A 21,513-nucleotide genomic window follows, 5' to 3' on the forward strand; every position below is an offset into this window, starting at 1 on the left:
TATTATTTTTCTTTTTTTAAACGGGCATTTCTCTCTGTCTTTAACAATTGCCCGTTTGCGCCGCAATAAATTAAATCGGGCAGCGCCGCTGTGGCTTTTAAATTAAATAATCTCAAACGGTCATTGTTTTAGATAAATTAAAGTGATGCCAATCACATAAAGCCATTGTCTCCGGGCCAAATGTGACCGCCATCATATTAAAAGACGTTGTTTATTTGAAAATGAGTTCATGAGTTCATTCACGAGAGCATTTTATTCACCGCCGCTTAACCGGAACTCACCTTACTTTACCGGCTGGAGAGAGTGACCAGCCGCATGCTAAAGATGCTGGACACGCTTCTGAACTGATGAGGATGCTATGGGAAACACAACAATACAAACGCAGAGTTTTCGTGCGATAGATGTCGGACAGAGTAAGCGCTATATAATTCCATTCGCCCTGCTGTGCTCACTATTTTTCCTGTGGGCCGTTGCCAATAACTTAAATGATATTTTACTGCCGCAGTTCCAGCAGGCTTTTACGCTAACAAACTTTCAGGCCGGGCTGATTCAATCAGCCTTTTATTTTGGCTATTTCGTCATTCCGGTCCCCGCTGGGATCCTGATGAAAAAGCTCAGCTATAAGGCCGGAATAATTACCGGGCTATTTCTCTACGCTCTCGGCGCGGCCCTATTCTGGCCGGCAGCGGAAATAATGAATTACACTTTATTTCTGATTGGTCTTTTTATTATTGCCGCCGGCCTGGGATGTCTTGAAACCGCCGCCAACCCTTTCGTTACGGTCCTTGGCCCGGAAAGCGGCGGGCATTTCCGCCTCAACCTGGCGCAAACTTTTAACTCCTTTGGCGCCATTATTGCCGTCGTCTTTGGGCAAAGTCTTATTTTGTCTAACGTGCCGCATCAATCGCAGGAAGTGCTCGATAAAATGGCGCCCGATCAGCTCAGCGCCTATAAGCACAGCCTGGTGCTCTCGGTTCAGACGCCGTACATGATTATCGTGGCAATCGTGCTGCTGGTTGCCGTACTGATCGCGCTGACAAAATTTCCTTCTCTGCAAAGCGACGACCACGTTGATAGCGAACAGAGCTCTTTGACCGCCTCCTTCGCCAGGCTGGTGCGCATTCGCCACTGGCGCTGGGCGGTTCTGGCGCAGTTCTGCTACGTTGGCGCGCAAACGGCCTGCTGGAGCTATTTGATTCGCTATGCTATCGAAGAGATCCCCGGCATGACCCCCGGCTTCGCCGCGAACTACCTGACCGGCACCATGGTCTGCTTCTTCATCGGCCGCTTTAGCGGCACCTGGCTCATCAGCCGCTTTGCCCCGCATAAAGTGCTCGCCGCCTACGCCCTGCTGTCGATGGCGCTGTGCCTGATTTCCGCGCTCAGCGGCGGGCATATCGGCCTGCTGGCGCTAACCCTGTGCAGCGCGTTTATGTCGATTCAGTACCCCACCATTTTCTCTCTGGGGATCAAAAATCTGGGGCAGGACACCAAATACGGTTCGTCGTTTATCGTCATGACCATTATCGGCGGCGGGATCGTCACGCCAGTAATGGGATTTGTCAGCGATGCGGCGGGCAATATTCCGACCGCCGAACTGGTCCCGACGCTGTGCTTCGCCATCATCTTTATTTTTGCCCGTTTCCGTTCACAAACGGCAACAAACTGAACATTTCCCGAATAACGTGAGGAGTCTGGAATGAAAAAAATCAGCTTACCGAAAATAGGCATTCGCCCGGTCATTGACGGACGTCGCATGGGCGTACGCGAGTCGCTGGAAGAGCAAACCATGAATATGGCGCAGGCCACCGCCGCGCTGATCGGCGAGAAGCTTCGCCACGCCTGCGGCGCGCAGATCGAGTGCGTCATTGCGGATACCTGCATCGCCGGCATGGCGGAGTCCGCCGCCTGTGAGGAGAAGTTTAGCCGCCACAACGTCGGCGTGACCATTACCGTCACCCCCTGCTGGTGCTACGGCAGCGAAACCATCGATATGGACCCGATGCGCCCGAAAGCCATCTGGGGCTTTAACGGCACCGAGCGCCCGGGAGCGGTCTATCTCGCCGCCGCGCTGGCCGCCCACAGCCAGAAAGGTATTCCGGCCTTCTCGATCTATGGTCACGACGTTCAGGACGCGGACGACAGCTCGATCCCTGCGGACGTCGAAGAAAAGCTGCTGCGCTTCGCCCGCGCCGGGCTGGCGGTTGCCGCCATGAAGGGCAAAAGCTATCTCTCCGTCGGCGGCGTATCCATGGGGATTGCCGGCTCCATCGTCGATCATAACTTCTTCGAATCCTGGCTAGGCATGAAGGTGCAGGCGGTCGATATGACCGAGCTGCGTCGGCGCATCGACCAGAAAATCTATGATGAGGTGGAGCTGGAAATGGCGCTGGCGTGGGCGGATAAAAACTTCCGCTACGGCGAGGACCAGAACGCCCGGCAGTACAAACGCAATGCCGAGCAGAGCCGGGCGGTCCTGAAAGAGAGCCTGCTGATGGCGATCTGTATCCGCGACATGATGCAGGGCAACGCGAAGCTGGCGGAGAAGGGTCTGGTAGAAGAGTCGCTGGGCTATAACGCCATTGCCGCCGGTTTTCAGGGCCAGCGCCACTGGACCGATCAATACCCGAACGGCGATACCGCCGAGGCGCTGCTGAACAGCTCGTTTGACTGGAACGGGGTGCGCGAGCCGCTGGTTGTCGCGACCGAAAATGACAGCCTCAACGGGGTGGCAATGCTGCTGGGCCACCAGCTCACCGGCACCGCCCAGGTCTTTGCCGACGTCCGGACCTACTGGTCGCCGGATGCGGTCGAACGGGTGACGGGCCAGCCGCTTACCGGGCTGGCGGAACACGGCATTATCCACCTGATCAACTCCGGTTCCGCGGCGCTGGACGGCTCCTGTAAACAGCGCGATGCCGAGGGCAATCCGACCATGAAACCGCACTGGGAAATCTCGCAGCAGGAGGCCGACGCCTGCCTCGCGGCCACCGAGTGGTGCCCGGCGATCCACGAGTATTTCCGCGGCGGCGGCTTCTCCTCGCGCTTCCTCACCGAAGGCGGCGTCCCCTTTACCATGACCCGGGTGAACATCATTAAAGGCCTCGGGCCGGTCCTGCAAATCGCCGAAGGCTGGAGCGTCGAGCTGCCGAAAGAGATGCACGACCAGCTGGACGCTCGCACCAACTCCACCTGGCCAACCACCTGGTTTGCGCCGCGTCTGACCGGCAAGGGCCCGTTCTCCGATGTCTATTCGGTGATGGCGAACTGGGGGGCAAACCACGGCGTGCTGACCATTGGCCACGTCGGCGCGGACTTTATCACCCTCGCCTCCATGCTGCGTATTCCGGTCTGCATGCATAACGTGGAAGAGGCGAAAATCTATCGCCCTTCAACCTGGTCTGCGCACGGTATGGATACTGAAGGTCAGGACTACCGCGCCTGCCAGAACTATGGCCCGCTGTACAAACGTTAATACGTTTCCGCCCTTTCATCGCGAAAGGGCTTTTTTTGTTTCAGGAGCAATGATGAAACAAGAGGTTATTCTGGTCCTCGACTGCGGGGCAACCAACGTCCGGGCCATCGCTGTCGATCGGCAGGGGAAGATTGTCGCCCGCGCATCGACCCCCAACGCCAGCGATGCCGCGGCGGAAAACGGCGCGTGGCACCAGTGGTCTCTGGAAGCGATCCTGCAGCGCTTCGCCAGCTGCTGTCAGACGCTCGCGGCGGAGCTCGCCGCCTGCCGCATTCGCGGTATTACGGTCACCACCTTTGGCGTGGACGGCGCGCTGGTCGATGAGCGCGGCGCCCTGCTCTACCCGACGATCAGCTGGAAATGCCCGCGCACCGCAGCGGTGATGCACGACATCGGTCGAATAATGCCGGCGCAGCGGCTGCAGGAAATCTCCGGCGTCGGGGCCTTCAGCTTCAATACCTTATATAAGCTGGTGTGGCTGAAAGAGAACCACCCGCAGCTGCTGGAAAAGGCGCATGCCTGGCTGTTTATCTCATCGCTTATCAACCACCGCTTAACCGGCGAATTCACCACCGATATCACTATGGCGGGTACCGGCCAGATGCTGGATATTCACCGGCTGGAGTTTAGCCCCGAGATCCTGCAGGCGGCGGGGATCCCGCGCCGGCTGTTCCCTACGCTGGTGGAAGCGGGAGAGAAGATCGGCACCCTCCAGCCCGATGCCGCCGCGCTGCTGCAGCTCCCCGCGGGGATACCGGTATTCTCCGCCGGGCACGATACGCAGTTCGCGCTGTTTGGCGCCGGTGCGCAGCAGGACGAACCGGTGCTCTCCTCCGGCACCTGGGAAATTCTGATGGTGCGCAGCGCCGAGGTTAATACCCCGCTGCTGAGTCAGTACCCCGGCTCAACCTGCGAGCTGGACAGCCGGCCCGGACTGACCAACCCCGGGATGCAGTGGCTGGCGTCCGGCGTGCTGGAGTGGGTGCGCCAGCTGCTGTGGACGCCGGAGACGCCGTGGCAAACGCTGATTGAGGAAGCGCGCCTCATTCCCGCCGGCGCCGAAGGCGTGAAGATGCGCTGCGATCTGCTGGCCTGCCGGGACGCGGGCTGGCAGGGCGTAACGCTGAATACCACCCGCGCGCACTTTTATCGCGCCGCGCTGGAGGGCTTAACCGCCCAGCTGCAGAGCCACCTGCGCACCCTGGAGAAAATCGGCGGCTTTAAGGCCCGCGAGCTCCTGCTGGTGGGCGGCGGCAGCCGCAACGCGCTGTGGAATCAAATAAAAGCCAACGCGCTGGGTATGCCGGTTAAGGTCCTGGATGACGCGGAAACCACCGTTGCCGGCGCGGCGATGTACGGCTGGTTTGGCGCCGGCGAGTTTGCCAGCCCGGAGCAGGCCAGAGCCGAAGTGCGCTACCGGTACCGCTACTTTTATCCACAAACCGAACCTGAACTGATAGATGAGGTATGACATGCTAAAAACGATCTCGCCACTCATCTCCCCCGAGCTGCTGAAGATCCTGGCCGAGATGGGCCACGGGGATGAAATTATTTTTTCCGACGCCCACTTCCCGGCCCACAGTATGGGGCCGCAGGTCATTCGCGCCGACGGCCTGCAGGTCAGCGACCTCCTGCAGGCGATCGCGCCGCTGTTTGAACTCGACGGCTACGCGCCACCGCTGGTGATGATGGCGGCGGTAGCGGGCGACGCGCTCGACCCCGGCGTTGAGCAACGCTATCGCGATGCGCTCTCCCGGGAGTCGCCCTGTCCGGAAATCACCCGCATCGATCGCTTTGCGTTCTACGAGCGGGCGCAAAAAGCCTTTGCGATCGTTATCACAGGGGAGCGCGCCAAGTACGGGAATATTCTTTTAAAAAAAGGAGTAACGCCGTAATCTCATGCCGGAGCGCCCGCCTGATGCGGGCGTTTATTGACTGACAGGGTGAGAGAAAATGAAAGCGGCACGCCAGCAGGCGATCATAGACCTGCTGATCAACCATAGCAGCCTGACGACTGAAGCCCTATCGCTGCAGCTCGCGGTCAGTAAAGAGACGATTCGTCGCGACCTCAGCGAGCTGCAGTCGCAGGGCAAAGTGCTGCGTAACCACGGGCGCGTCAAGATCATTCATCGCCAGAGCCAGGACAGCGGCGATCCGTTTCATATCCGCCTCAAAAGCCACTATGCCCACAAAGCCGATATCGCCCGCGAGGCCCTTGCCTGGATAGAAGAAGGGATGGTTATCGCCCTCGATGCCAGCTCCACCTGCTGGTATCTGGCCCGTCAGCTCCCCGACGTCAACCTGCACGTGTTTACCAACAGCCAGCCCATCTGCCAGGAGCTCAGCAAGCGCGAGCACATCCAGCTCACCTGCTCCGGCGGCACCCTGCAGCGTAAATACGGCTGCTACGTGAGCGCTTCGCTTATACCGCAGCTCAGGTCCCTGGAGATCGATCTGTTCGTTTTTTCCTGCGAAGGCATCGATAGCAACGGCGCGCTTTGGGATTCAAATACGGTTAACGCCGAGTTCAAATCCCTGTTGCTCAAGCGCGCGGCGCAGTCTTTACTGCTGATCGATAAGAGTAAGTTTAATCGCTCGGGCGAGGCCAGCATTGGCCATCTCGATGACGTGACGCACATCATTTCTGATGAGCCCATCGCGGCGAAATAGCCGGCAGGAGAAGGGAGAAGAGAGCCCGGATAACGGCGCCGCTATCCGGGATACGACGCCAAATTAGCGTTCGTCGCGCCGACCGCCAACCGCAGCCCACAGGCGGCGAATATGAACGGTCACTTCTTCACGATCGTGATACAGCTGGCGCGCCTGAATCTGCGCGTTAATGCCGTGCTCATCCAGCTGCTCCTGGATGTAGGCCAGATTGCGCGACAGCTCTTCATAGCGCTTTTTCATCGGCAGCTTCAGGTTGAAGATAGTCTCGCGGCACCAGCCGTTGACCAGCCACTGCGCCATCAGCGCCGCAACCTTAGCCGGTTTTTCCACCATGTCGCACACCATCCACGAGATGTTGTTACGCGTCGGACGGTAGCGGAAGCCGTCTTCGCGCAGCCAGGTCACCTGCCCGGTATCCATCAGGCTCTGCGCCATCGGACCGTTATCGACCGACGAAACCCACATGTTGCGCTTCACCAGCTGATAGGTCCAGCCGCCGGGACAGGCGCCAAGATCCACCGCATACATGCCGTTGCCCAGGCGCTCGTCCCACTCATCGGCCGGGATAAAGACGTGGAACGCCTCCTCCAGCTTCAGCGTAGAGCGGCTCGGCGCATCGGCAGGGAATTTAAGCCGCGGGATCCCCATATAGAACGGGGAGTTGTTGTTGGAGTAGGAGTAGCCGGTATAGCAGCAGCCCGGGGCGATAAAGAACACGTGCACCACCGGACGCTTCGACGTTTCGTAGCTGGTCAGCACGCCCGCTTCACGCAGGGCCGCGCGCAGCGGAACCGTAAACTTACGGCAGAACTTCATCAGCTCTTTGCTTTCATTGGTATCGGCCACTTCCACCCGCAGGTCGCCGCCCTTCTCCACTACGCCCTGCAGCATGCCGACAATCGGCGTGATGCGATCTTCCGGCGGCAGGTCGCGCAGCAGCTCGCCCACCACAAACATCTGGCGAGCAAAAACCAGCGAGCTGAACGGCAGCTCGCGCGCCAGCTTGTCGCCATCTTCCATCTGATAGCATTCAAAAACCACGTACCCGGCGTTATCTTTAACGCGGGCAAAACCAAACACCTCAAGGCGGGATGCCTTATCGGTAATTTCTGCTGCGCACTCCTTCTCAAACCCGGGGCGACAATAGAGGACAACCTTATTCATGAACAACGCCCTTACGTTTCAGACGAATTGCACCAATTAACATTAAAACCCAGCCGGCGAGGAAGCTGACGCCTCCCACCGGCGTAACGAACGCCCACAGGCGTAAATGCGACAGCGCCAGGCAGTAAAGGCTGCCGCTGAACAAAACGGTACCCAGCGCCATAAAGACGCTGCTCCAGTAAAACCAGATGCTGATGCGGCGCTGCATCGCCACCGCCAGGCCAAAAATGGCCAGCGTATGGAAGGCCTGGTACTCAAGGCCGGTATGGATCCAGCCCATTTCCGCAACGCCCAGCGACCGGCTTAACACGTGCGCGCCGAAGGCGCCCAGAGCAACAAAGATAAAACCGCTTATCGCGGCGAATATCAGCATAAAACGGCTGGTCATGTTATTACCCTACAATCATTTATTGTTCGTAACGAAAGCGAAATTTTTCTTGTTCACTTGCCGCTTTCGCCAGTATCCACTGCCGGAAGGCGGCTATTTTACCCAGTTCAGCCTGACTGTCATGACAAACCAGATAAAAGGCATTTTTACTGACCAGAACATCATTAAACGGACAGACCAGGCGGCCGGCTTCAATTTCGGACTGGGACATCACGTTATTGGCGAGCGCGACCCCCTGTCCGTGAATGGCCGCCTGCAGCACCATTGCGCTGTGGCTGAAAATCGGCCCCTGCTGGACGTTAATATGGCTTAGACCCAGCTGGCGGGTATAAGTTTGCCAGTCGCGACGGGAAGCATCGTGCAATAGCGTATGTTGCGCCAGATCCGCAGGCGTTTTCAACGCTTTGTCACCGGTCAGCAGCACCGGCGAGCACACCGGCAGCAGATACTCGGCGTACAGTTTTTCGACGCGCAGCCCCGGCCAGTTGCCGCGGCCGTAGAAAATCGCCACGTCAACGTCATCCGCCAGCTTGTCCTCCTGACGGTCCACCGCCTGGATTCTGACGTCGATTCCCGGATAAGCTGAGTTAAAGCTTGAAAGGCGCGGGACAAGCCACTGAATCGCAAAACTGGGCAACAGGCTGACCGTTAACGCCCCTTTTGCGCTACGCGCCTGCAGTTTACGCGTCGCCTCCGTCAGCTGCGAAAAAATATCTTTAATATCCTGAAAATAGCTCTGGCCCTCTTCCGTCAGCAGCAGCGATCGATTGCGCCGCCGAAACAGCTTCAGCCCAAGAAAGTCCTCTAGTGACTTGATTTGGTGACTTACTGCGGCCTGGGTCACAAAAAGCTCATCGGCTGCGCGAGTGAAGCTTAAATGACGTGCGGCTGCATCAAAAACACGTAATGCATTCAGAGGTGGTAATCGCTTTGACATGGTTATTCTGGCTTAGATGTTAAGGCAATTTAACAAACAGGAAACAACGTTTAACCTATTAGTTTTTTTTATCTGAGCCATTATAATTTGTCCGTTGAGGTTCTACCAGCAAATACCTATAGTGGCCGCACTTCCTGAGCCGGAACGAAGAGCTTTTTTTGGAATGCGTGTTCCAACAAGCTTTTGGCTTACGGTTGTGATGTTGTGTTGTTGTGTTTGCAATTGGTCTGTCTTTGCGGACCATGGTGGCTAAGCTACCCCCTTTTCACTTCCTGTACATTTACCCTGTCTGTCCATAGTGATTTAATGTAGCACCGCAACGCGCGGTGCTTTTTTTTGCCCTGAATTTCCCCTCTCTTCCTTATCCGGTGCTTGTCAGCCTTGCCCTGACGGATAAATTGCGCGACGATCGTCGAATTGCAACGAGGAGCTCCATGAACGCATTCAATCCCGCTCAGTTTCGCGCGCAGTTTCCGGCTCTGGCCGATGCCGGCGTTTACCTTGACAGCGCGGCGACGGCGCTAAAGCCGCTGGCCACCATCGAGGCCAGCGATCGGTTCTATCGCCTCAGCGCCGGCAACGTGCACCGCAGCCAGTTTGCCGCCGCCCGGCGTCTGACCGAACGTTATGAAGACGCCCGCGAGCGCGTCGCGGCGCTGCTTAACGCGCCGTCGGGCAAAGATATCGTCTGGACCCGCGGCACCACCGAAGCCATTAACATGGTGGCCCAGAGCTACGTTCGCCCGCGCCTGCGGCCCGGGGACGAAATCATCGTCAGCGAAGCGGAGCATCACGCCAATCTGGTTCCCTGGCTGATGGTGGCCGAGCAGACCGGCGCCCGGGTGGTGAAGCTGCCCATCGGAGCCGATCGCCTGCCTGACGTCGCGAGCCTGCCTTCCCTGATCACGCCGCGTAGCCGGGTGCTGGCCATTGGCCAGATGTCGAACGTAACCGGCGGCTGCCCGGACCTGGCGCTGGCGATCCGCCTCGCGCATGAAGCCGGAATGGTGGTGATGGTCGACGGCGCCCAGGGCGCGGTGCATTTCCCGGCCGACGTCCAGAATCTGGATATCGACTTTTACGCCTTCTCCGGGCATAAGCTGTACGGCCCGACGGGGATTGGCGCGCTGTACGGTAAAAGCGAACTGCTGAACGCCATGTCGCCGTGGCTCGGCGGCGGTAAAATGATTACCGAAGTCACCTTCGACGGGTTTAAAACCCAGCCCGTCCCCTATCGGCTGGAGGCCGGCACGCCAAACGTCGCCGGGGTCATTGGCCTGAGCGCGACGCTGGAGTGGCTGCAGGAGACCGATATCGCCCAGGCTGAAAGCTGGAGCCGCAGCCTGGCGACGCTGGCTGAAGATGAGCTGGCGAAACGTCCGGGCTTCCGCTCCTTCCGCAGCCAAAGCTCAAGCCTGCTGGCGTTTGATTTCGCCGGCGTTCACCACGGCGATATGGTGACGCTGCTGGCGGAGTCCGGCATCGCGCTTCGCGCCGGGCAGCACTGCGCCCAGCCGCTGCTGGCGGCGCTTGGCGTCAGCGGCACCCTGCGCGCCTCGTTTGCGCCTTATAATACCCAGGATGACGTTTACGCGCTGGTGCATGCCGTTGACCGCGCTCTGGAAATTTTGGTGGACTAATGACGACTCCCGATCCGCAGAACCATCCGTTTGGCACCGCCATCACTGAAGCGATGCTGCGGCAAACCTTCGCCCCGCTGAACCAGTGGGAAGATAAGTACCGCCAGCTGATCCTGTTAGGCAAAAAGCTGCCGCCGCTGGCGGACGAGGCGAAAGCCCGCACGACGGAGATTGCCGGCTGTGAAAACCGCGTCTGGCTGGGGCATACCCTGCGCGACGGTCGGCTGCATTTCTTCGGCGACAGCGAGGGGCGGATCGTTCGCGGCCTGCTGGCCGTGCTGCTGACCGCCGTTGAGGGGAAAAGCGCCGCCGAGCTGCTGGACCACGATCCGCTGGCGCTGTTCGACGAGCTGGGGCTGCGCGCGCAGCTGAGCGCCTCTCGCGGCCAGGGCCTCGCCGCGCTGGGCGCAGCGGTGCTCGCCGCGGCCCGCGAGGCTTAACCTGCAATAAGAACGGCGCTTAGCCCTGACGCCCGGCTTTCGCCAGCATCTTCTTCAGCGCATGGGATACGGCGACAAAGCCAAAGGTGGCGGTAACCATCGTTGCCGCCCCAAAGCCCGACGCGCAGTCCATCCGTTTGGGGCCTTCCGCGCTGCTTTTCATGGCGCATACGCTGCCGTCAGCCTGGGGATAAACCAGCGCCTCGGTCGAGAACACGCAGTCGATGCCGAGCTTGCCCTTACTATTTTTCACCACCCCGAACTGGCCCTTCAGGCGCTCGCGCAGCTTCGCCGCCAGCGGGTCCTGGATGGTTTTCGCCAGGTCAGCCACCTGAATCTGCGTCGGGTCAATTTGCCCGCCCGCGCCGCCGGTGGTCACCAGCGGCACCTTATAGCGGCGGCAGTACGCAATTAACGCCGCCTTCGGCCGCACGCTATCGATAGCGTCAATCACGTAGCTGAAGCCCGCGCCCATATATTCGGCCACGTTCTCCGGCGTCACGAAATCGTCAATCACCGTCACCTGACATTCAGGGTTGATCAGCCGGATACGCTCCGCCATCACCTCGGCTTTCGCCAGCCCGACGTTGCCGCCCAGGGCATGAATCTGCCGGTTGGTGTTGGTGACGCAGACGTCGTCCATATCGATAAGGGTAATGGCGCCGATCCCGGTTCTTGCCAGCGCTTCTGCAGCCCAGGAGCCGACGCCGCCGATGCCCACGACGCAGACATGCGCGTCGGCAAAGCACTGCAGCGCTTTTTCACCATATAAACGCGCCGTACCGCCGAAACGCTGGCGCCAGGCGTCGCTAATTACAACAGACATAAAACCTCAGAATAAAATGGCCGCTTCCCCGACGCGCGCGTGCCGTCGGGGAAGCGGAGAAAGGAGAGTTAGCCGCTAAAGACGTTGCCCGTGCCTGGGGCGTTTTTCAGCACCCAAACGCGGCCATAATGGTTATACCAGCCCGCGCGATGCCCGGCATCCGCGCCGATACCCTGATAGATATCGAAGTGCTGGCCTTTAATCGCGCCGCCGACGTCCAGCGCAACCATCAGGCGCAGCTCGTACTGACCGTTAAACTTGCCTTTATTATCCAGCAGCGGGACTTCCGCCAGCAGGGTGGTTCCCGGCGGGATAATGCTGCGGTCAGAGGCGACCGACGCGCGGCCAATCAGCGGCACCGCGCTGGCGCCTTTCACCGGGGCGAAGGATTGCGGTTTAAAGAAGACGAAGGACGGGTTCTCTTCGAGCAGCGCGCGCACTTCGGCTTCGCTATGGGTTTCGCCCCATTCGCGGATCGCCTGCATCGACATATCTTCTCTCTTCACTTCACCGCGATCGATAAGCACCTTGCCGATGCTGCGATACGACCAGCCGTTCTTCCCGGCATAGCTGAAGAAGTTCAGCGGCGAGCCGTCGCCAAAATCGATATAGCCGCTGCCCTGGACATCCATAATGAAGTTGTCCATCAGCGAATTGCTGTAAGCCAGAATATAGCTGTCGCTCAGCCCGCCGGCGTAGATGCTGGCGCGGGACGGAAGCTTGCCGCGCTTCGGCGGCATGCGGTAAATAGGATACTGGAACTCACCCTGGCGGGTGTGGCGCGCCTGCACCACCGGGGTGTAGTAGCCGGTAAACTGCACGTTGCCGTAGCTATCGGCGCCCTGCATCTGCCAGGCGTCAATCCCGTACTGGCTCAGCGTGCGGGTATCGCCGCCGGCGCTTAGCCACTGCTGCAGGGAGTTATAGACGTTGCTCTGGCTATTATAGAGGCGCGGAGAGGCGCTGCGGATCTGCCTGACCTGTTCGGAGAAGTCGCCCGCGTTAATCGGCGTGCCGACCGCATCAGGCTGGTTAACCAGTGAAAACGGCTGGGTGAGCTTTCCTTCATTATACTGCTGACCGCGATCGGTCGGTTTCGAGGAGCAGCCGGCGAGCATCGCCAGTATTGCTCCGGTTGCCACATACTTTGCCCAACATCCTTTCATGGTATCTCTTCTTTTGCCGCTTAGTACCGGTTCGTGATGAGGGAAGATAACAAACCGCCAGGGCTATTGAAATGCGCTAAAGCAGCACAAATACAAAATCGGCTAAAAAACGCGCTAAAAACGGTTCTTTCTACACCATTCATTACAAAATTATCGATTTAGCTGAAAAAGGGTTGCATCAAAACGTTAGCAGAGTATAGTGCGCATCCACGGACGCGGGGTGGAGCAGCCTGGTAGCTCGTCGGGCTCATAACCCGAAGGTCGTCGGTTCAAATCCGGCCCCCGCAACCAATTAAAATCAGAGAAGTAAGCTTTACTCGATGGAAGAGTAAAGACGGACGCGGGGTGGAGCAGCCTGGTAGCTCGTCGGGCTCATAACCCGAAGGTCGTCGGTTCAAATCCGGCCCCCGCAACCAATTAAAATCTGATGCAAAGTTTACTCGATGAAGAGTAAAGACGGACGCGGGGTGGAGCAGCCTGGTAGCTCGTCGGGCTCATAACCCGAAGGTCGTCGGTTCAAATCCGGCCCCCGCAACCAACACAATAAACACCCTTCCGGGTGTTTTTTTGTTTCTGCGCTTCCTGCACGATAGCTTCAGCCCGCCGGTTCACGACCCCGAACGACCTTTCTTCGCGCCAATACTCAGATCCGGCCTCATTGCCAGCTGCGCCATCGCCGCGTGCAGCCATGGCGTAGCGCGGCTCACAGCAGCGCCAGCAGGAAGACCAGCTCGCCGAGCTCAATGGCCGCCCCCAGCGTATCGCCGGTTTGCCCACCGAGGGTGCGCTTTAAGAGCTGGCCGAGAATGAAAATCGCCGCCGCGCTGACCGCCAGCGCCGCCACTCCGCTCATGCCAGGCAGCAGCACCGCCGCGAGAATAACCGCGAGCCCCAGGGTTACGCAGGTTTGTCGCCCGCTCACCTTACCGATGAACACGTTGCCCAGCCCCTCTTCCCGCGCATAGCGCTGGCGGTACATCAGCAGCACGCTGGCTCCCCGCCCTACCGCGCAGGCTGCCGCCAGCGCCGCCAGCATCGGCGTGCCGCGCAGCGCCAGCTCGCTGACCACCAGCACCTTCGCCAGCAGCACAAAAATCAGCGCCAGCCCGCCGTGGGTTCCCAGCCGGCTGTCGCGCATAATCTCCAGCATCCGTTCACGACGGCGGGCAGAAAACACCCCGTCGCAGGTATCGGCCAGTCCGTCGAGGTGGAAGCCGCCGGTGAGCAGCGCCAGCGCCAGTACGGCAAACAGCGCCGCCAGCGGGATGCCGCACCACGCCTGCACGGCGAGAAATACCAGGCCGCTCAGCAAGCCCAGCAGCGCGCCGACCACGGGAAAGGTGACAATGCCGCGAACGTAGCGGTCAATATCCAGCCCCTGCGACCAGCGCTCCGGTACCGGTAAACGGCTGAGAAAAGAGAGCGTTGCCCAGAATAGTTTGATCATTTTATTTTGACTCCAATACCTGATACCACCAGCCAGACCTCATCTGCAGCCGCCGCCAGGCGCTGGTTAACCCGGCCGGCGATATCGCGAAAATGCCGCGCAAGGCGATTCTCGGGGACAATCCCCATTCCCACTTCGTTGGTGACCACCACGATCTTCGCCGCGGAGCGCTGGCAGGCGGCGATCAGCGAATGGATCTCGTCGTCGATCGTCCGCTCCATGGCCGCATAATCCCAGCCATCGGGATCGCTGTCGCCGCCGCAGGCAAACAGCAGGTTGGTCACCATGGTGGTGATACACTCCAGCAAAATAGCTTCGTTGGGATCGCCGTGCGGGGTAATCAGCTTATCAAGATGCTGCCAGCGCTCGACGGTGCGCCAGTGCGCCGGTCGGCTATCGCGGTGATGCTGGATCCTCGCGGCCATCTCCTCATCAAAAATCTGCGAGGTGGCGAGATACAAAACCTGCGCTGAGCCGGCGATCAGCGCTTCGGCGTGACGGCTTTTCCCGCTGCGCGCGCCGCCGGTGACCAGAATCAGCATGATGGCTCCTGATGCTGCTGCATAATGTGGTAAATTTTTTCAATATCAATATGTTGACGCATTGCATCCGCCAGAATATCGAACTGCTGCGATTTGTACTGCGCGTAGTGGAGGGTGCTATCCAGCGCCGCCAGACCTTTGCGCAGACGCAGGCCGTTGACCAGCGCGCGGGTGAACTCATCGCTGTCGAACAGGCCGTGCAGGTAGGTACCAAACGCCAGCCCGTCGTCCGTCATCGCCCCGTCCGCCACCGGCCGTCCCTCTTTTTCCAGCTGCAGCAGCGGCCGGCAGTCGCCTTGCCGGGTCGTTTCGCCCATATGAATTTCGTAGCCGCGCACGCGCAGCGCGGAGGCGCCAGCCAGCCAGCCCGGAAGCGCGGCCGCCATCGTCGCCTCAACCAGCGTCGTGGTTTTATGGCGGGCAAACTGCGTCACGGTATTGAGCAGCCCCAGGCCGGGTAACATGCCCAGCCCGGACTCCACGTCATCGAAGATGGTCTCACCAAGCATCTGGTAGCCGCCGCAAATCCCCAGCACCGGGATCCCCTGCTGATGCGCCTGCAGCACGCCCTGCTCCATCCCGCTTTCGCGCAGCCACTGCAGATCGCCCAGCGTATTTTTGCTGCCGGGCAGGATCACCAGGTCACTCGTCGTCAGATCCTGGGGATGACGGACGTAGCGCACGCGGACGTCCGGCTGCGCCGCCAGCGCGTTGAAATCGGTGAAGTTGGACGTATGCGGCAGCTGAACCACCGCAATCTCAATCTCCCGCTGCGCGGTGCTCAGGTATTTTCCCTTCTGCAGCGCCACGCTATCTTCATCTTCCAGATCGACCTCCAGCCACGGCAGCACGCCCAGCACCGGAACGCCGGTCAAAGCTTCAATTTGTTCGATGCCCGAGTACAGCAGCGCCACATCGCCGCGGAACTTATTGATGATCACCCCTTTCACCCTGGCGCGCTCCTGCTCCTCAAGCAGCGCCAGAGTCCCGTAGATGGCGGCAAACACGCCGCCCCTGTCGATGTCGGCAACGAGGATCACCGGACACTGCGCCATCTCCGCCATGCCCATGTTGACGATATCGCGATCGCGCAGGTTGATCTCCGCCGGGCTGCCGGCGCCCTCCAGTACCAGCACGTCATACTCCTGCGCCAGGCTGCGGTAAACCTCAAGGATCTGCTCGCGCAGGCGCGGCTTGTACTCTTGGTAGCTCACCGCGTCCATATGGGTCGCCACTTTTCCCATCAGCACCACCTGCGCGTTGAGATCGCTGGTCGGCTTTAACAGTATCGGGTTCATGCGCACGTCCGGCGCGATGCCCGCCGCTTCGGCCTGAAAGATCTGCGCCCGTCCCATCTCTTTGCCATCGGCGGTGATGCCCGAGTTCAGCGCCATGTTCTGTGATTTAAACGGCGCCGTGCGCAGGCCGTCCTGGTAAAAAATTCTGCACAGTCCCGCTACCAGCACGCTTTTTCCCACATCGGATGCCGTACCTTGCAACATGATTGCCCGCGTCATAAGGCCTCCTTTATCGCGTTCTGTCGCCTTCGCATTAACACTCACCTTTCGCTTTACGCCGCGCCGGCCAGCAGATAGCGCGCCAGCATAAACAGCGCCAGCGCCAGTGTTGATGCCACCCACATCAGCCGGATCGTGCGGGGGATGTCGTCGACTGAAATGTCGCGCACGTCGTCGCCAATCCACGGCTTTTCTACCCGCTGGCCAAAATAGTTGTTTGGGCCGCCCAGCCGGATCCCCAGCGCGCCGGCCACGCTGGCTTCTGACCATCCGCAGTTGGGGCTGCTGTGGTTATAGCGATCGCGCCAGCCGATACGTACCGCTCTGGGACCATCGTTGCGGCATAAGAAGGCCGCCATACTCAGCAGCAGCCAGCTCAGACGAGCGGGAATAAGGTTGGCGACATCGTCAAGGCGGGCGCTGACCATGCCAATGGCGCGATACTTTTCGTGCTTGTAGCCCACCATTGAATCGAGGGTATTCACGGCTTTGTAGGCCATAGCCAGCGGCGCGCCGCCGATCAGCAGGAAGAAGAGCGGGGCAATAATGCCGTCGACGGTGTTCTCCGCCACCGTCTCCACCACCGCGCGGTTAATCTGCTCCGGCTGGAGCTGAGACGTGTCCCGCCCGACGATCCACGAGAGCTTCTCGCGGCTCTGCGCCAGGTCACCCTCGCGCAGCGGACGCTCAACGTCGCGGGCGGAGGTCGCCAGGCAGCGGCCGGCCAGCAGCGTAAAAATCATCCACACCTCAATCACCCAGCCAAGCCAGGGATGGATGCTTTCCGCCAGCGTCAGTACGCCCCAGGAAACGCCCCACGTCAGCCCTACCACCGCCAGCCACATCAGCCCTCCGCCGATGCGTAGCGTCCTGTCGCTGCGGCAGTAGCGCCTGACGACGCGTTGCGTGGCGGTAATGAGGTGGCCAATCCAGCGTACCGGGTGGGGCCAGCGCGGGGGGTCGCCGATGATGAGATCGAGGAGCCAGGCAACGCACCAGGCAAGTAGCGTCATCGCGCGGGCCTCGAAGATGCCTGCCGGCGTACGGGAATAGATGAATGGAGTCTTGCCGCCATACCCGGTTCCTGTTCAGGGTGGTCGGAGGGCAAAGGTGCAGCAGCGGTACGCTTTCGCCGGTACGCCTCTGAGCACCCTACTTACCACCGAGGTTGTTGGTGATAACCAACAGGAGAATTTCTGGCTTAGCGTCAGCATCGCAGCGGCGGGGAATTTTGGCTCCCGTCGCTGGCACCCGTTGGTTGATATCGCGAAAGCATCCTGAAGCTCTGCCGTTCGCGCAATAAGGAACGGCATTATGCCACACCGATGCGCCGGCGGCTTGCGAAGTCAGACGCCGACGGGCAGGATCTTCGCCAGCGCCGCAAGCAGCCGCTGATTCTCTTCCGCGCTGCGGATCGCCACGCGGAAATAGCCCGCCCCGAGGCCGGGGTAGTTGGCGCAGCTGCGAATCAAAATATGCTGCTGCAGCAGGGCATACTGCAGGTCGATACCCGGTATATCGGCGCGCAGAAACAGATAGTTTGCCTGGCCCGGATAGACCGTCAGGCCGGGAAGCTGGCGGAGCTGCTGGTAAAAACGTCGGCCTTCTTCCGCCAGCCAGCGCCAGGTCTTCTGCTGGTAGGCGCTATCCTGCAGAATAATTTCCCCTGCCAGCGCGGCAAACGCGTTTATTGACCACGGCATCTGCCGCTCGCGCATCCTGGCGACGGCGCGTTCATCGCCGTTGACCAGATAGCCCAGCCGCAGGCCGGGGATGGCATAGAACTTGGTCAGCGAGCGCAGTACCCAAATATGTGGGTTATCGCGCAGCAGAGGAATAAACCCCGGCTGGTCGGGAATGAAATCGATAAAGGCCTCATCGAGGATCAGCGCGATGTCTAGCGCCTTGCAGCGCGCGGCAATCGCCGCCAGCAGCTGGCTCTCCGGCAGCAGTCCGGTTGGGTTGTTGGGCGTACAGAGGAACAGGCAGTCGAGGTCCGGCATCAGGGCCGTGAGAAGGGCCTCGGTCAGCTGCCAGCCGTCCTCTTCACGCAGCGCGAACTCGCGGATCGCACAATCCACCGTGCTCAGCGCGCGGCGATATTCGGCAAAACCGGGCACCACAATCATCGCCTGACGCGGCTTCAGGCCGCTTACGACGGTGAAAATAGATTCGGTTTCGCCATTCCCCGCCACGATCCACGAGGCGGGAATATGGTGATGTTCCGCCAGGGCCTCGTGCAGCTGCTGATAGTCCACGTCGGGATAGCGCTCCGCGCGGTCAAGATTAGCGATCAGGGCGCGTTTGAGGCTTTCAGGCATGCCCAGCGGATTAATATTGGCGCTAAAATCGAGCAGCTGCTCGGGCTGAACGCCCAGCAGCGCCGCCGCCTCCCGCGTATTGCCGCCGTGGGCGCTCTTTAACAGGGCCATCTTCCGCTCCTTTTATCAGCCGAGCCTTGCCAGGGTTGCGCCATCGGCGAAGTAGGCCTTAATCCCCGCCAGTATCGACTCGGCAACCTGCTGCTGGAAGGCCGCCGTTTTCAGCTTCCGCTCCTCCGCCACGTTGCTGATAAACGCGGTTTCGACCAGGATCGACGGAATATCCGGCGCCTTCAGCACCGCGAAGCCCGCCTGCTCGACCTGGTTCTTATGCAGATCGTTAACCCTGCCCATTTTTTGCAGCACCGCTTTGCCAAACTTCAGGCTATCGGAGATGGTCAGCGACTGCACCATGTCGAACATCGTATGGTCGACGTAGCGGTCGCCGCTCTTGCTGACGCCCCCCACCAGGTCGGAGGCGTTCTGGGTTTGCGCCAGGTATTTAGCCGCGGTGCTGGTAGCGCCTTTGGTTGAGAGCGCAAACACCGACGAGCCGCGCGGCTGGCGGCTGGTAAAGGCATCGGCATGAATCGAGACGAACAGGTCGGCACGCTGCTTTTGCGCCTTGGCGACGCGCACCTTCAGGGGAATAAAGACATCTTCATTGCGGGTCATATAGGCCTTCATATTTCCCTCTTTTTCGATCAGCGCCCGCAGCCGACGGGCGATCTGCAGTACCACGTCTTTCTCGCGGGTGTGGTATTTGCCAACCGCACCGGAGTCTTCCCCGCCGTGTCCCGGGTCGAGCATAATCACAATCGGCCTGTCGCGTCCGGCCTTACCCGGCTTCGGCCCGCTTTCTGCCGGCGGCACCTGACGATCGAGATCGCCCTTATTGTAATCCTCCAGCAGCGCCAGCAGCGGATCCTGCACGTCGGTCGCCGTAGACGGATAGAGATCCATCACCAGACGCTCTTTAAAGCCGGCAACCGGCGCGAGGGCAAAGAGCTGCGGTTTCACGTTCTGCTTGAGCTCAAACACCATGCGCACCGTCTGCGGATCGAACTGGCCGACGCGGGCGGACTTAATATAGGGATCGTCGTCGCGAATGCTGGTTCCCATGCCCTTCAGCACGGAATTAAGGTTAACCCCTTCCAGATCGACCACCAGCCGCTCCGGATTGCTCAACGCAAACTGCCGATATTTCAGCACATGGTTGGATTCCACCGTCACGCGCGTATAGGTTGACGACGGCCAGACGCGCACCGCGACGACCTGTGCAACGGCAGCTAAACCAACCGGACTGACGCTCATTAACCACATCGCGCTCGCCCCCTGTAAAAAACGGCGACGGCTTAATCCTGACTTGTATCCCGGCATGCCACTCCCAAGCAATAAAAACGCATTCGTATCCAAAACAAACAGATTGACCAGAAACTTTAACGAAAGCCGTATAACCTGTCATCAATAAAAGGGTAAACAATCTTTGGTAGCACGCGTTAAGTCACAGTTCTTTCGCATATTCGTGACAAATTTTGGCTTGCGTTTACGCGCAAAACAGAATAAAAATACACTTATTACGAATAATCATGCATTGAGGGTTGTGGTCATGGTGAAGGAACGTCGCACCGAACTGGTAGAAGGATTCCGCCATTCAGTTCCCTATATTAACGCCCATCGGGGAAAAACCTTTGTCATCATGCTGGGCGGCGAAGCCATCGAGCATGAAAATTTCTCCAGCATAGTCAATGACATTGGGCTGTTACATAGCCTGGGCATTCGCCTGGTGGTGGTCTATGGGGCGCGTCCTCAGATAGACGCCAACCTGGCCGAGCATCATCACGAGCCGCTTTACCATAAGCAAACGCGCGTGACTGACGCCAAAACCCTCGAACTGGTTAAACAGGCCGCCGGCATGCTGCAGCTGGAAATTACCGCGCGCCTGTCGATGAGCCTCAACAACACCCCGCTGCAGGGCGCCCACATCAACGTCGTGAGCGGCAATTTCATTATTGCCCAACCGCTTGGCGTTGATGATGGCGTCGATTATTGCCACAGCGGGCGCATTCGTCGTATCGATGAAGAAGCGATCCACCGCCAGCTTGATAACGGCGCCATCGTGCTGATGGGCCCGGTTGCGGTATCGGTCACCGGCGAAAGCTTTAACCTGACTTCCGAAGAGATTGCCACCCAGCTGGCCATCAAGCTGAAAGCGGAAAAAATGATCGGCTTCTGCTCTTCGCAAGGGGTGTACAGCCAGGAGGGCGAGATCGTTCCCGAGCTGTTCCCGAACGAAGCCCAGGCGCGGGTTGAAGAGCTGGAAGCGGAAGAGGACTACAACTCCGGTACCGTGCGTTTCCTGCGCGGCGCGGTGAAAGCCTGCCGCAGCGGCGTGCGTCGCTGCCACCTGATCAGCTACCAGGAGGATGGTGCCCTGCTGCAGGAGCTGTTCTCGCGCGACGGTATCGGTACCCAGATCGTCATGGAGAGCGCCGAGCAGATCCGCCGCGCCACCATCAACGATATTGGCGGTATTCTTGAGCTGATAAGCCCGCTGGAGCAGCAGGGAATTCTGGTGCGCCGCTCCCGCGAGCAGCTGGAGATGGAAATAGATAAATTCACCATCATTCAGCGCGATAACACGACAATTGCCTGCGCCGCGCTCTATCCGTTCCCGGAAGAGAAAATCGGTGAAATGGCCTGCGTGGCGGTCCATCCGGACTACCGCAGCTCATCGCGCGGGGAAGTCCTGCTGAACCGCATCGCGACCCAGGCAAAACAGATGGGGCTAAGCAAACTGTTCGTGCTGACCACCCGCAGCATTCACTGGTTCCAGGAGCGCGGCTTTACGCCGGTGGATATCGACCTGCTGCCGGAAAGTAAGAAAGAGATGTACAACTATCAGCGCCGCTCCAAGGTGATGATGGCCGACCTTGGCTGAGCGAGCGCTCCCCTTCGCCGGCCAGGCGTAGCGCAGGCT

The 21,513-nt window shown here is 59.5% G+C and carries 19 protein-coding genes and 3 tRNA genes; 11 read left to right on the plus strand and 11 right to left on the minus strand.

All coding sequences use genetic code 11. The features are described 5' to 3' along the window. Nucleotides 1-358: 358 nt before the first annotated feature. From fucP to fucR, 5 genes are read left to right on the plus strand one after another with little or no spacing between them, the layout of a single operon-like run. Nucleotides 359-1,669, plus strand: coding sequence for an L-fucose:H+ symporter permease (gene fucP, locus EDF75_RS18355; RefSeq protein WP_133600432.1), 1,311 nt, complete (start codon nt 359-361; stop codon nt 1,667-1,669). Nucleotides 1,670-1,699: 30 nt separating this feature from the next. Further along, complete coding sequence (fucI, locus tag EDF75_RS18360) at nt 1,700-3,475, plus strand: L-fucose isomerase (protein ID WP_133600433.1); 1,776 nt, start codon at nt 1,700-1,702, stop codon at nt 3,473-3,475. Between the two features lie 52 nt (nt 3,476-3,527). Beyond that, complete coding sequence (gene fucK / locus EDF75_RS18365) at nt 3,528-4,946, plus strand: L-fuculokinase (RefSeq protein WP_133600434.1); 1,419 nt, start codon at nt 3,528-3,530, stop codon at nt 4,944-4,946. 1 nt (nt 4,947) lies between these two features. Further along, the gene (gene fucU / locus EDF75_RS18370; protein WP_095098716.1) at nt 4,948-5,370 is read left to right on the plus strand and encodes an L-fucose mutarotase; all 423 of its coding nucleotides are present in this window, start codon (nt 4,948-4,950) and stop codon (nt 5,368-5,370) included. 58 nt (nt 5,371-5,428) lie between these two features. Next, on the plus strand, nt 5,429-6,145 hold the full coding sequence (gene fucR / locus EDF75_RS18375) for an L-fucose operon activator (protein ID WP_041147009.1): 717 nt from the start codon (nt 5,429-5,431) through the stop codon (nt 6,143-6,145). A 63-nt stretch (nt 6,146-6,208) separates the two neighbouring features. Here the strand turns inward: fucR and rlmM are convergent, their stop codons facing one another. The 3 genes from rlmM to gcvA are packed head-to-tail and all read right to left on the minus strand — an operon-like array spanning nt 6,209 to nt 8,634. Next, complete coding sequence (gene rlmM, locus EDF75_RS18380) at nt 6,209-7,309, minus strand: 23S rRNA (cytidine(2498)-2'-O)-methyltransferase RlmM (protein WP_095098722.1); 1,101 nt, start codon at nt 7,307-7,309, stop codon at nt 6,209-6,211. Continuing rightward, entirely contained in the window at nt 7,302-7,697 is a 396-nt protein-coding gene (locus tag EDF75_RS18385; protein WP_041147011.1) for a DUF423 domain-containing protein, read from the minus strand. Before EDF75_RS18385 ends, rlmM begins: the two co-directional genes overlap by 8 nt. Nucleotides 7,698-7,716: 19 nt before the next feature. Beyond that, a complete protein-coding gene (gene gcvA / locus EDF75_RS18390) occupies nt 7,717-8,634 on the minus strand; it encodes a glycine cleavage system transcriptional regulator GcvA (RefSeq protein ID WP_041147012.1) in 918 nt (305 codons plus the stop codon). Nucleotides 8,635-9,068: 434 nt separating this feature from the next. Between gcvA and csdA the strand changes: the two genes are divergently transcribed. Both csdA and csdE read left to right on the plus strand, forming a co-directional pair. Beyond that, nucleotides 9,069-10,274, plus strand: coding sequence for a cysteine desulfurase CsdA (gene csdA, locus EDF75_RS18395; protein ID WP_133600435.1), 1,206 nt, complete (start codon nt 9,069-9,071; stop codon nt 10,272-10,274). Further along, nucleotides 10,274-10,714: a cysteine desulfurase sulfur acceptor subunit CsdE gene (csdE, locus tag EDF75_RS18400; protein WP_133600436.1), complete on the plus strand. Its 441-nt coding sequence runs from the start codon at nt 10,274-10,276 to the stop codon at nt 10,712-10,714. The genes csdA and csdE overlap by 1 nt, the downstream gene beginning before the upstream one ends. Nucleotides 10,715-10,733: 19 nt before the next feature. Here the strand turns inward: csdE and tcdA are convergent, their stop codons facing one another. Both tcdA and mltA read right to left on the minus strand, forming a co-directional pair. Continuing rightward, entirely contained in the window at nt 10,734-11,540 is an 807-nt protein-coding gene (tcdA, locus tag EDF75_RS18405; protein WP_133600437.1) for a tRNA cyclic N6-threonylcarbamoyladenosine(37) synthase TcdA, read from the minus strand. A 68-nt stretch (nt 11,541-11,608) separates the two neighbouring features. Then, a complete protein-coding gene (gene mltA / locus EDF75_RS18410) occupies nt 11,609-12,706 on the minus strand; it encodes a murein transglycosylase A (RefSeq protein ID WP_041147016.1) in 1,098 nt (365 codons plus the stop codon). A 214-nt stretch (nt 12,707-12,920) separates the two neighbouring features. Between mltA and EDF75_RS18415 the strand changes: the two genes are divergently transcribed. From EDF75_RS18415 to EDF75_RS18425, 3 genes are all read left to right on the plus strand, one after another. Then, a tRNA-Met gene (locus tag EDF75_RS18415) sits at nt 12,921-12,997 on the plus strand. A 48-nt stretch (nt 12,998-13,045) separates the two neighbouring features. After that, nucleotides 13,046-13,122 (plus strand) — tRNA-Met (locus EDF75_RS18420). A gap of 45 nt (nt 13,123-13,167) precedes the next feature. Further along, nucleotides 13,168-13,244 (plus strand) — tRNA-Met (locus EDF75_RS18425). Nucleotides 13,245-13,409: 165 nt separating this feature from the next. Here the strand turns inward: EDF75_RS18425 and cobS are convergent. The 6 genes from cobS to amiC form a co-directional block, all read right to left on the minus strand. Beyond that, nucleotides 13,410-14,153, minus strand: a complete 744-nt coding sequence (gene cobS, locus EDF75_RS18430; RefSeq protein WP_123708654.1) for an adenosylcobinamide-GDP ribazoletransferase — start codon at nt 14,151-14,153, stop codon at nt 13,410-13,412. Then, nucleotides 14,150-14,695 carry a bifunctional adenosylcobinamide kinase/adenosylcobinamide-phosphate guanylyltransferase gene (cobU, locus tag EDF75_RS18435; RefSeq protein ID WP_133600438.1) on the minus strand — a complete coding sequence of 182 codons (546 nt, stop codon included), beginning with the start codon at nt 14,693-14,695 and terminating at the stop codon, nt 14,150-14,152. The genes cobS and cobU overlap by 4 nt, the downstream gene beginning before the upstream one ends. Beyond that, nucleotides 14,689-16,212, minus strand: coding sequence for a cobyric acid synthase (locus EDF75_RS18440; protein WP_133600439.1), 1,524 nt, complete (start codon nt 16,210-16,212; stop codon nt 14,689-14,691). The genes cobU and EDF75_RS18440 overlap by 7 nt, the downstream gene beginning before the upstream one ends. 53 nt (nt 16,213-16,265) lie before the next feature. After that, nucleotides 16,266-17,225 carry an adenosylcobinamide-phosphate synthase CbiB gene (cbiB, locus tag EDF75_RS18445; RefSeq protein WP_133600440.1) on the minus strand — a complete coding sequence of 320 codons (960 nt, stop codon included), beginning with the start codon at nt 17,223-17,225 and terminating at the stop codon, nt 16,266-16,268. A gap of 333 nt (nt 17,226-17,558) precedes the next feature. Further along, entirely contained in the window at nt 17,559-18,644 is a 1,086-nt protein-coding gene (cobD, locus tag EDF75_RS18450) for a threonine-phosphate decarboxylase CobD (RefSeq protein ID WP_133600441.1), read from the minus strand. A gap of 15 nt (nt 18,645-18,659) precedes the next feature. Continuing rightward, the gene (gene amiC / locus EDF75_RS18455; RefSeq protein WP_133600442.1) at nt 18,660-19,913 is read right to left on the minus strand and encodes an N-acetylmuramoyl-L-alanine amidase AmiC; all 1,254 of its coding nucleotides are present in this window, start codon (nt 19,911-19,913) and stop codon (nt 18,660-18,662) included. 229 nt (nt 19,914-20,142) lie between these two features. On the opposite strand from amiC, the gene argA reads away from it, so the two are divergent. Then, nucleotides 20,143-21,474, plus strand: coding sequence for an amino-acid N-acetyltransferase (gene argA, locus EDF75_RS18460; RefSeq protein WP_041147023.1), 1,332 nt, complete (start codon nt 20,143-20,145; stop codon nt 21,472-21,474). Nucleotides 21,475-21,513: the final 39 nt, after the last annotated feature.

Origin of the sequence: Klebsiella sp. BIGb0149, assembly GCF_004362605.1 — a bacterium.
Taxonomy (GTDB): Bacteria; Pseudomonadota; Gammaproteobacteria; order Enterobacterales; family Enterobacteriaceae; genus Klebsiella; species Klebsiella terrigena.

What these genes read in the sequence shown, in the direction of transcription:
- fucP (WP_133600432.1), top strand. Translation starts at nt 359, where the DNA reads ATGGGAAACACAACAATACAAACGCAGAGTTTTCGTGCGATAGATGTC.
- fucI (WP_133600433.1), top strand. Translation starts at nt 1,700, where the DNA reads ATGAAAAAAATCAGCTTACCGAAAATAGGCATTCGCCCGGTCATTGAC.
- fucK (WP_133600434.1), top strand. Translation starts at nt 3,528, where the DNA reads ATGAAACAAGAGGTTATTCTGGTCCTCGACTGCGGGGCAACCAACGTC.
- fucU (WP_095098716.1), top strand. Translation starts at nt 4,948, where the DNA reads ATGCTAAAAACGATCTCGCCACTCATCTCCCCCGAGCTGCTGAAGATC.
- fucR (WP_041147009.1), top strand. Translation starts at nt 5,429, where the DNA reads ATGAAAGCGGCACGCCAGCAGGCGATCATAGACCTGCTGATCAACCAT.
- rlmM (WP_095098722.1), bottom strand. Translation starts at nt 7,309, where the DNA reads ATGAATAAGGTTGTCCTCTATTGTCGCCCCGGGTTTGAGAAGGAGTGC.
- EDF75_RS18385 (WP_041147011.1), bottom strand. Translation starts at nt 7,697, where the DNA reads ATGACCAGCCGTTTTATGCTGATATTCGCCGCGATAAGCGGTTTTATC.
- gcvA (WP_041147012.1), bottom strand. Translation starts at nt 8,634, where the DNA reads ATGTCAAAGCGATTACCACCTCTGAATGCATTACGTGTTTTTGATGCA.
- csdA (WP_133600435.1), top strand. Translation starts at nt 9,069, where the DNA reads ATGAACGCATTCAATCCCGCTCAGTTTCGCGCGCAGTTTCCGGCTCTG.
- csdE (WP_133600436.1), top strand. Translation starts at nt 10,274, where the DNA reads ATGACGACTCCCGATCCGCAGAACCATCCGTTTGGCACCGCCATCACT.
- tcdA (WP_133600437.1), bottom strand. Translation starts at nt 11,540, where the DNA reads ATGTCTGTTGTAATTAGCGACGCCTGGCGCCAGCGTTTCGGCGGTACG.
- mltA (WP_041147016.1), bottom strand. Translation starts at nt 12,706, where the DNA reads ATGAAAGGATGTTGGGCAAAGTATGTGGCAACCGGAGCAATACTGGCG.
- cobS (WP_123708654.1), bottom strand. Translation starts at nt 14,153, where the DNA reads ATGATCAAACTATTCTGGGCAACGCTCTCTTTTCTCAGCCGTTTACCG.
- cobU (WP_133600438.1), bottom strand. Translation starts at nt 14,695, where the DNA reads ATGCTGATTCTGGTCACCGGCGGCGCGCGCAGCGGGAAAAGCCGTCAC.
- EDF75_RS18440 (WP_133600439.1), bottom strand. Translation starts at nt 16,212, where the DNA reads ATGACGCGGGCAATCATGTTGCAAGGTACGGCATCCGATGTGGGAAAA.
- cbiB (WP_133600440.1), bottom strand. Translation starts at nt 17,225, where the DNA reads ATGACGCTACTTGCCTGGTGCGTTGCCTGGCTCCTCGATCTCATCATC.
- cobD (WP_133600441.1), bottom strand. Translation starts at nt 18,644, where the DNA reads ATGGCCCTGTTAAAGAGCGCCCACGGCGGCAATACGCGGGAGGCGGCG.
- amiC (WP_133600442.1), bottom strand. Translation starts at nt 19,913, where the DNA reads ATGCCGGGATACAAGTCAGGATTAAGCCGTCGCCGTTTTTTACAGGGG.
- argA (WP_041147023.1), top strand. Translation starts at nt 20,143, where the DNA reads ATGGTGAAGGAACGTCGCACCGAACTGGTAGAAGGATTCCGCCATTCA.